We start from the raw sequence: 9,648 nt of genomic DNA on the forward strand, positions 1-9,648 counted from the left end.
AAGAAGGCCCCCCTTTTTCCAGGCGGCGGTCGCCAAACCGCCCCAGCGTCACATCCAACATCGCCTGCTCCCATCATGACCAACTCAGGGAATCAGACTTCCACAACACCCTCAAATGCAGATGTGTGAATGCGGTAGCCCGCAAGGGGAGAGGGTCTACGCTACCCATTTCAGTCACTACGGCCCCGGTGAGATCGTCGTCCGGTCCGCCGCCGTCCGGGCGTTCAACGCCGGACGGTACATGTCGCGAGCCTGGGCGCCGGGAAGCAGGAAGTCGCCGGCGGTCACCGCGCGGGCCACATAGGCGAAGCTGAAGCTCGCCTTGCCCGCCAGGTCCATGGCCGCGACATAGCGGTCGTCGCGGCTTTCCTGGACGTCGGCGGCCGACAGGGTCCCGAGGAACCGGAACGGGCCGTTCTGGGCGTCGTCGGGTCCCAGCACCGTCTCGATCTCGAAGCCGGCGGGCAGGGGATCGTCGATGACCAGGGACATGGTGCGGGCCTGGCTGGAACGCCCGGACACCACCACGATCACCCGGTCGCCCTGGCGAAGGCTCCGCGCATTGACCGCGCCGCCGGTGAAGCCCACCAGCCGCTTGGAGAGGCTGATGCCGCTCTCGCTGGCCGGCGGGGCGCTGATCGGCGTGCCGGTCACCGTCACCGTCCGCCACAGGGCGGCGCCGCCGTTGACGAAGCTGGCGGACGCCAGCCTGCCCACCGCCCAGCGCGGCGCGCCGCCCGCCGGACCCAGCGGGATGGCGCCGGCGGCGGTCACCTTCATCGGGCCCGCCGCCTTCAGCATGAAGTGGGCGGCCTGCAGCAGGCGGGCCTGTTCCTGGGTGTTGAGGCTGTCGGGGTCCTTCACGGCGTTCTCGAGCCGGCCCTGCAGGCCGCGCGCCATGCCGCTTTCCCCGGCCTCGTAGGCCAGCGCGATGACCCCGGCCAGGTCCCTCAAGGGACTCTGGTACCAGTCGCTGTCCTCGCGATAGCCCAGGCTGGCGATCGCCTGACGCAGGGCCGAGCGGGCCCGGGCGTGGTCGCCCATCAGGGCCAGGCCCGCCCCCACCTGGGCCTTGGCCAGCGGCGAGCTTTCGGACTTCATCTGCACGTCGTGCCACCAGCGCAGGCGGCCCAGATCGCCCCGTCCGCCCTTGGCCAGGACGTAGAGGGCGTAGGCCGAGGCGCGGCTGCGCATGGTGGCCGTGGCCTTCTTGGAGGCCTCGGGGGACCCCGCCCACCACTCGGGATATTCCGTGCGGTAGGAGATGGAGACCCAGCCGGTGGGCTGGGAGATCTGGCGCATGGCCGACAGCGCCCGGTCGACGGCCTGTTGCGGCACCGGCACGCCGGCGCGCTGGGCCTCGATCAGGAAGTCGGTGGCGTAGGCGCCGAGCCAAGCGTCGGCCTCCCCGTCGCCCACCCGCCAGAGGCCGAAGGCCCCGTCGAGGGTCTGGCGGTCCAGCAGCCGCCCCACGGCGCCGGCCAGCGCCGCCGACGACCGCTTCACCTTGGGATCGCTGGTGACCTCCTGGGCGTAGAGCAGGGGATAGGCCGCCGAGATGGTCTGCTCGGTGCAGCCATAGGGGTAGCGCGACAGGGCCACGGCGATCGGGCCGGGGTCGAAACCGCGGAACGGCGAGTAGCTGACCTGCAGCGTCGCATCCCCGGCCGCCAACCCCGCGAGCAGGTTCGCAGTCGGGGTGTAGCTGGTCCCGGGGCGTTGCAGCTCGATGGTGGTCCGGGTGATCGGGCTCCAGCCCAGGCGGGTCTGGATCGGATAGTCCCGCGCCGTCGTGAAGCCGGGCCCCGAGACCGTGAACCCGACCTTGCCGATGCCGGCGCGGGTGGGGGCGTCGAAGGCGATCCGCTCGGCGACCCTCTGGCCGAGCGCCAGCTGATAGGCCTTCTTGAACGGCGCCAGGATTCCGCCCTGGGAGGTGAGCTCGGCGATGTACTCGCCGACCTTGCCCTCCAGATTGTGCAGCTCCAGGGTCGCGAAGGCCTTGTCCCCGGGCGCCAGGAAGCGCGGCAAGGCCAGGTCGGCCACCACCGGCTCGCGCACGGTGAGCGGCTTGGAGGCCGAGCCCACGGCGGTGTCGGTCCAGGCCACGGCCATCAGCCGCAGCTCGCCGTTGAAGTCCGGGGCGGGGAACTTGATCACGGCCTTGCCGTCCAGGCCGGTCTCCACCACGCCCGACCACAGGGCCACTGTCTTGATCGGGGTGACCGTCAGGCCCTCGCCGCCGATCTCGTCGCCGCCGAAGTTGACGTTGGCCGGGGCCCCCAGGTTGGGGTCCAGCAGGCGGCCATAGTCGTCGCGATAGTCCAGGGTGAGCGCCTTCTTGCCGAAGTACCACTTCACCGGATCGGGACTGTCGAACTTGGTCAGCCGCAGGATGCCCTCGTCCACAGCCGCCAGGGTCACGTGGGCCCGGCCGCCGAACCCGGCGCCCTTGATGGTTATTGGAACACTCAGCCTAGCCTTGGAGTCCGCCTTGACCGGGGTGGCGAGCTCCACGGTCAGCTTGCGGTTCTTGGGATCGAGGGGGACATAGACCAGCCCCAGGGCCCGGCGCGGCTTGGGGGCGGCCACCGGATCGCGGGGCTGCACCACGCTCACCAGGACATAGGCCCCGCCGCCCCAGGCGCCGTTGGTCTTCAGGCGCACGGTGGCGCCGTCCTTGCCGACGGTGACGGTCTTGAAGTCGATCAGCCGGTCGGTGGCCACCGCGATCTGAGCCTCCCCGGCATAGGGGGGCTTCAGGGTGATCTCGACGGTGTCGCCCTGGACGTAGGCCTTGGTTCCGGCGCTGACGCGCACGAAGTCGGGGGCCTCCACGTCCTTGGCCGGCGCGCCCCAGCCCGAGGCGAAGCGGATGACGCTTTTCGCGCCGCCGGGCCCGGTGAGCTCCAGGCGATAGTCGCCCCAGCCCAGGCGCCGCGCGATGCGGGCCGGCGCGGCGGCGGCGATGTTCAGCGCGCCCTTCTGCACCACCACGTCGCGGCTGGTGCGGCGCCATTGCCAGCGGCCGTCCTGCTGGAACCAGTCATAGTCCCAGTTCTCGGCGATCAGGCTGTAGGCGACGCCGGTCGCGGCGATGCGCTTGCCGGCCGCGTCGGCGGCGATGACGTTCATGGCGATGGTGGGGTCGCCATTGCCACCGGTGTCGCCCTGGTCGACCTTGACCCCCAGATAGAGGGGTTTGGTGCGGACCTTCAGGTTCAGGCCCTCGCGCACCGGGCGGCCGCCGGGCTCGAAGACGCTGGCGGTCATCACGGCGGCCAGCGGCTGGGAGGTGTCCCCGGCCTCGGCGGCCGACAGCTTCAGGACCGCCCGGCCCTCGCCGTCGGTGACGGTCTGGCCAAGCTCGAGATACTTCTCCTCGAAGGGGCTGACCTGGTCGCCCCACGAATAGCCGTCGAACTGCGGGAAGGGATTGGGGTCGACCTTCAGCCGGGCCTCGCCCTGCACCTGCAGGCCGGCGCCGGCCGCGCCATAGAGGAAGCGGGCGGAGATCTCGACATTGCGCACCTCGGCCGTCTTCAACGGCACGGACTCCTGGCCGACGGTGGTCACCGCCAGCCGCTGCGGGGCGAAGTCCTCCACCGAGAAGCTCAGGGACCCGGCGGGCTTGTCCAGGCCGTCGATCTCGACCTTGGCGCTCCAGCGGCCGCGGGGCGCGCTCTTGGGCAGCGCCACGTCGGCGCCCACCGCGCCCTGTGGGGCGCCGTCGAAGGCGTAGCGCTTGAACTCCACCCCCGACGGCCGGCGGATGACGATGGCGCCCTTGCGGTCCTTCACCGCCCTGACCTCGCGGTCGCGGAGCAGGGCGTTCAGATGCACGGTCTCGCCGGGGCGATAGATGCCGCGGTCGCCATAGATATAGGCGTCGACGGCGGTGGAGACAGCGCGGCCGGCTGTGCCGCCCTCGGGGCTTTCCGATGTGCGGCCGCCGATCCCCTGCTTGGACAGGTCGACGGGGGCGCGGTCGAGGTCCAGCACCGCCAGGTCGCCGGCCTGGCCATAGGCCATCACCATCTTGGCGTCGGCGGGGCCTTCGCCCTCCAGCAGGGCATGGTCAAAGCGGACCCGGCCGGAGGCGTCGGCGTTGGCCACCGCCAGGTCCTCGCCGTTGCGGGCCACCAGGGTCACCTTCACGCCCGGCAGCACCTTGGCGGTCTTCAGCGAGCGGACCACCACGTCCAGGGCCTCGGAGCCGTCATAGGCCGAGAGCGCCATGTCGGTGAACATCACCCAGCGACGGGCCTGGGCCGGGGGATTGGGGTCGAGGCTCTCGCCGTCGTCGCCCTTGATGGCCCGGCCGCCGGAGGCGTCGCGGGCCTTGATGACATAGCCGCCGGGCTTCATCTCCTTGAGCACGGCGCCCAGGGGGAAGACGGTGGTGGTGCGGTCGCCGACGTTCTGGACGTTCACCGCCACCTCGCCCTTCCAGACGATGCGGCCCTCGTCGTCGGGGCTGTCGGAGCCGTAGTCGTCGGAATACTGGCCCTCGGCGGTGGGATCGGGCGCGCTGATCGACTTGCGCACCAGGTTGCGGTCCACCACGCGCCAGACCTCCACGTAGAGGCGTGACACGTTCACGGTCTCGATGCCGATGCCGTCGGCGTCCTCGCGGGGCAGGATCACGCCCTCACCGGCGAAGCCGACATAGGGGGGCTTTTCGCCGAAGGTGAAGTCGACGTCGGCGTTGGCCGCCAGGAGCTCGCCGCCGCGGGCGGGCAGGCCCTTGAGCAGGGTGATCCGGCGGTCGGTGAAGCCGACCCCGGCCACGCAGAGCTCCGAGCCCTTCACCGAGACGGCCGGGCTGCCCCCCATGTCGGGCGCCACCAGCACGTAGTCGGCATAGGACTTGGCCGGATCCAGCGGTCTGGTCAGCTCGACGCAGGCCATGGGCTCGGGCTTGGAGGTGTCGATGCGCGAGCGCCAGACCGCGAAGCCCTCGGGCTTGGGGACGCCGCGGCGCGGGGCGCTGGCGTTGCGGGGCTTGCCGAACAGGGACCAGCCCTGGGCGCCCGGCTCCAGCTTGGCGGCGGGACCGGCCTTGCCGGCGCCGAACAGGGACAGGCCCTCCATGCCCTTGGCGGCGATGAAGCCGCCGCCGAAGGCGGCCACCAGCAGGCCGGCGGCCACCAGGCCCGGCACGCGGCTGGCGCGGGCGCGGTCGATCCAGGCCTGGACGCGGCCCCGCGCGGGTTCGGGGGTCGGCTCGGGTCCGGGCTCAGGCGCGCCCTCGATCGGCGTCTCGTCGCTCGGAGCCATCGCCCCCTCCCCGGATGACCATTCGTCGTCGAATGAGGGGAGGGCAAAGCCGCGCCAGCGTCAATGCGAAGGCCGGTCTCGCGGCCCATTCAGCTCTGATTTTACAGAGCCCACGGGCCACCCTCGCCGACTTGACCAAGGTCAAGGTTGGAGGGGCCACCCGATGGCAGACATATCCTCCGCCAGCTGACCTTCACGCTGCGGTGCATGGCGTGCGCAACCGCTTGACAGGAAGGCGCGTTGGAGTCGTCATAGTTCAGTATTGCTGCAACGCACAACGCGAGGCCGCCCATGACCGACCAGCCGTTCGCCTACTCGCTCGCCCATGCGGAGCGCGGTTGGTCGTGGTCTGTCTATGATGAGGATGGCGAAACCGTCGCCACCGGCCTCGACCTCAGCCAGTCCGAAGCCCAGGCCGCCGTGGAGGACACCATCCGTCGCGCCGCCTCGGAGATGCGTCCCTAGTCCTTGACGAGGCCCTTCAGGGATCGTCCCATCGCGGTCATGGCGGCGCAGGCGCGTCGCATCCCACCCCCGCGCAAGGACCTCCCTCGCATGCGATCCCAACTTCTGGCGGCCACGGCCGTCGCCCTGCTGGCCTTCGGGCCGGCCGCGGCCCAAGGGGCCAAACCGACTCCCGCCGAGGCCAAGGCCTTCGTCGACAAGGCCGAGGCCGACCTGGCCGCCTTCAACGAATACGCCGCCAAGTCCTCCTGGGTCCGGGCCACCTACATCACCGAGGACACCCAGTGGCTGGAGGCCAAGGCCAGCGCCGAGCAGAACACCCTGGCCACCGGCTACGCCAAGCAGGCGGCCCGCTATGACGGCGTCGCCGTCGACCCGGTCACCGCCCGCAAGCTGAAGCTGCTGAAGCTCTATCTGGTGACCCCGGCGCCGGATCGGCCCGGGGCGGCGGCCGAGCTGGCGGCCCTGCAGTCGCGGCTGGATTCCACCTATTCCACCGGCAAGTTCGCCTATCAGGGCAAGACCCTGACCCTGAACGACGCCGAGGACATCCTGGCCAAGAGCCGCGATCCGGCGCAGCTGAAGGCGGTCTGGGAGGGCTGGCATTCCATCGCCCCGCCGATGAAGGCCGACTACGCCAAGGCCGTGACCCTGACCAACGAGGGCGCCAAGGGCCTGGGCTTCCCCGACACCGGCGCCCTGTGGCGCTCCAACTACGACATGGACCCCGAGGCCTTCGCCGCCGAGACCGACCGGCTGTGGACCCAGGTGGAGCCCTTCTACCGCAACCTGCACTGCTATGTGCGGGCCCGGCTGAATGACAGGTACGGCGACGCGGTCCAGCCCCGCACCGGCCCCATCCGCGCCGACCTGACCGGCAACATGTGGGCCCAGTCCTGGGGCAACATCTATGACGTGGTTGCCCCGAAGACCGCCGCCTCCAGCTACAATCTCGACGAGCTGCTGGTGAAGCACGGCTACTCAGCCGTGAAGATGACGCAGACCGGCGAGGCCTTCTATTCGTCCCTGGGCTTTGAGCCCCTGCCCAAGACCTTCTGGGAGCGCTCCATGCTCGAGCGGCCCCGGGACCGCGAGGTCACCTGCCACGCCTCTGCCTGGGACGTGAACGACCGCGACGACATCCGCATCAAGGCCTGTTTCAAGGTCAACGGCGAGGACTTCTACACCGTCCACCACGAGCTGGGGCACAACTACTACCAGCGGGCCTATTCGGCTCAGCCCTTCCTGTTCAAGGGCTCGGCCAATGACGGCTTCCACGAGGCGGTGGGCGACCTGGCCGGCATGTCGGCGCTCACCCCGACCTATCTCACCCAGATCGGCCTGCTGGAAAAGGCCCCGGGCGCGGAGGAGGACATCCCCTTCCTGCTGAAGATGGCGCTGGACAAGATCGCCTTCCTGCCCTTCGGCCTGATGATCGACAAGTGGCGCTGGCAGGTGTTCGCGGGGAAGGTGGACCCGGCCCACTACAACGAGGCCTGGTGGAAGCTGCGCGGCCAGTACCAGGGCCTGACCCCGCCCGGTCCGCGTCCGGCCGACGCCTTCGACCCGGCGGCCAAGTACCATATCGCCGCCAGCGTGCCCTACATGCGCTACTTCCTGGCCTTCAACTACGAGTTCCAGTTCCAGCGCGCGGCCTGCAAGCAGATGGGCTGGAAGGGGCCGCTGCACCGCTGCTCCCTCTATGGCCGCAAGGACGTGGGCGAGAAGCTGAACGCCATGCTGGCGCTCGGCCAGTCCCAGCCGTGGCAGGACACCCTGAAGGTCTATTCCGGCGAGACCCGCACCGACGCCAGCGCGGTGACGGAATACTTCAAGCCCCTGAACACCTGGCTGATCGCCCAGAACAAGGGCGAGCACTGCGGCTGGTAGGCTGATTTCGGGGGCGGCGCCGCGGGCCGATATGCTTGCGGCGCCATTTACCCTGCGGTGCGCCTCTTTCGTTTACGCTGATCTGCGAAATTCCCCCGAATTCCTGCGATCGGGGGCGTGCCGTGCGCGTGAAACTGCAAGACGAGATCAACCGGCCGACCAGCCTTCGGGCGAAGCTCGCGCGGCGGCTGCTGGCCGGAGCCCGGGATGAGAACGGCGCCGCGGCGGTGTTCTTCGCCATCTCGCTGATCCTGCTGGCCCCGCTGTCGCTGGGCCTGTTCGACATCTACCTGGCCTCGACCCAACGCAACAACCTGCAGGACGCCCTGGACGCCGCCTCCCTGTTCGCCGCCCGCTCGACCGGCACGACGAGCGCCGCGGTGGACGCCGTCGGCGACGCCGCCCTGACCGCCAACCTGGTCCTGCCCGCGGGTTCGACCCTGGTGGCCTCCAACTTCTCCCTCGTGGGCGACAAGGTGGTCGGCTACGCCGAGGTCAGCCCGCCGGCCCTGGCGCCGGGCCTGTTCACCCACGGCAATGTGAAGGCCAATTCCGAGGTCGTGCGCTCGCTGGACAAGCTGGAGATCGCGCTGGTCCTCGACAACACCGGCTCCATGCAGGGCGCCAAGCTCACCACCTTGAAGGACGCCGCCGCGAGCCTGGTGGACAAGCTGGTGGTGGCCGCCCAGCGCAGCACCCAGACCGACCCCCTGAAGATCGCCCTGGTGCCCTTCTCCACGACCGTGCGGGTGCAGACCACGACGTCGCTTGCCGCCTACAACACCACCACCCACACGGGCGCGGGCATCCCGGCCTGGATCGACCCCATGGGCAGCTCCCACTGGAGCGGGACCACCAACAACGACATCTTCGAGGTCACCCCCGGCTCGAGCGCCAAGACCGACCGCTTCGCCATGATGAAGGCCATCGGCTCGTCCTGGAGCGGCTGCGTCGAGCAGCGCGCCCAGCCCTATGACATCAAGGAGGACGCCGCGAGTTCGGGCACGCCGGCCTCGATGTTCATCCCCTATTTCTGGCCCGACGAGCCCGACAGCAACCACTACAACAACTACATGAACGACGGCGGCTCGGGCCTGACCACGCTGCAGAAGGAGCGGCGCACCGGCAAGTACGCCGGCAGCCAGACCCGCACCGGGGCCTTCACCCTCGACGGTTCGGGCTACGGCGCCTACACGCTCGGCCCCAACGCCGGCTGCACCCTGCAACCCGTCATCCCCCTCACCACCAGTTCGGCCAGCATCAAGACCGGCATCGCCGCCATGACCGCGGTGGGCGAGACCAACATCCCCCTGGGCATGGTCTGGGGCTGGCACGCCATCTCCCCCATCGGCCCTCTCGCCGACGGCTCGCCCTACAACACGCCCCACGTCCGCAAGATCATCATCCTGATGACCGACGGCGAGAACACCATGAACAACCCTTCCAGGAGCGGGGAGGTGAACGGCTCGTTCTATGGCGGCCTGGGCTATATCTGGCAGAACATGCTGGGCACCACCTCGTCGAACGGCAACACCCGGGCCGACGCCATCGACGCGCGCCTGGCCCTGCTCTGCACGGCGGTGAAGGGCAAGGACATCACCGTTTATACGGTCCGCGTGGAGGTCAGGAGCGGCACGTCCACCCTGCTGCAGAACTGCGCCTCGACCCCCGACAAGTTCTATGACGTGCAGGATGTGTCGGACCTGTCGGCGGCTTTCGACGCCATCGCCGGCTCCATCGACAACCTGCGGCTCGCAAAATAGAGGCTCGAGATCAAGAATGGGAGCGTGACGGGCGCCTGAACCGGGATCCACTTACAGGCTGTCACGCTCTGGCCTTGAGAAGTGACCGCCGGAGGCCTACCTTAGGTCCCGGCGGGTCTGCTGCGGATCTCGTCGAAGGCAACAAATCCCAGAGACCTTAATTCTCTCTACGGGAGCTGTCCCTGTCCGGGCTCGTGGGCCCGGGCATATGGCGCCCACCTGGTATACCAGGTCCGAGGGGGTTTTAACC

General features: G+C 69.5%; 4 protein-coding genes. 3 read left to right on the plus strand and 1 reads right to left on the minus strand.

Going from position 1 to position 9,648, the window contains the following annotated elements:
* Positions 1-177 precede the first annotated feature (177 nt).
* Positions 178-5,280 (minus strand): alpha-2-macroglobulin, encoded by a 5,103-nt coding sequence (locus Q7T09_RS15855; protein ID WP_304700983.1) that lies wholly within the window; start codon positions 5,278-5,280, stop codon positions 178-180.
* A gap of 291 nt (positions 5,281-5,571) precedes the next feature.
* On the opposite strand from Q7T09_RS15855, the gene Q7T09_RS15860 reads away from it, so the two are divergent.
* The 3 genes from Q7T09_RS15860 (at position 5,572) to Q7T09_RS15870 (ending at position 9,398) form a co-directional block, all read left to right on the plus strand.
* Positions 5,572-5,745: a hypothetical protein gene (locus Q7T09_RS15860; protein WP_304700984.1), complete on the plus strand. Its 174-nt coding sequence runs from the start codon at positions 5,572-5,574 to the stop codon at positions 5,743-5,745.
* 90 nt (positions 5,746-5,835) lie between these two features.
* A complete protein-coding gene (locus Q7T09_RS15865) occupies positions 5,836-7,635 on the plus strand; it encodes a M2 family metallopeptidase (protein WP_304700985.1) in 1,800 nt (599 codons plus the stop codon).
* Positions 7,636-7,763: 128 nt separating this feature from the next.
* Positions 7,764-9,398, plus strand: coding sequence for a TadE/TadG family type IV pilus assembly protein (locus tag Q7T09_RS15870; protein ID WP_304700987.1), 1,635 nt, complete (start codon positions 7,764-7,766; stop codon positions 9,396-9,398).
* Positions 9,399-9,648 lie beyond the last annotated feature (250 nt).

Source organism: Phenylobacterium sp. (assembly GCF_030645195.1).
Lineage (GTDB): Bacteria > Pseudomonadota > Alphaproteobacteria > Caulobacterales > Caulobacteraceae > Phenylobacterium.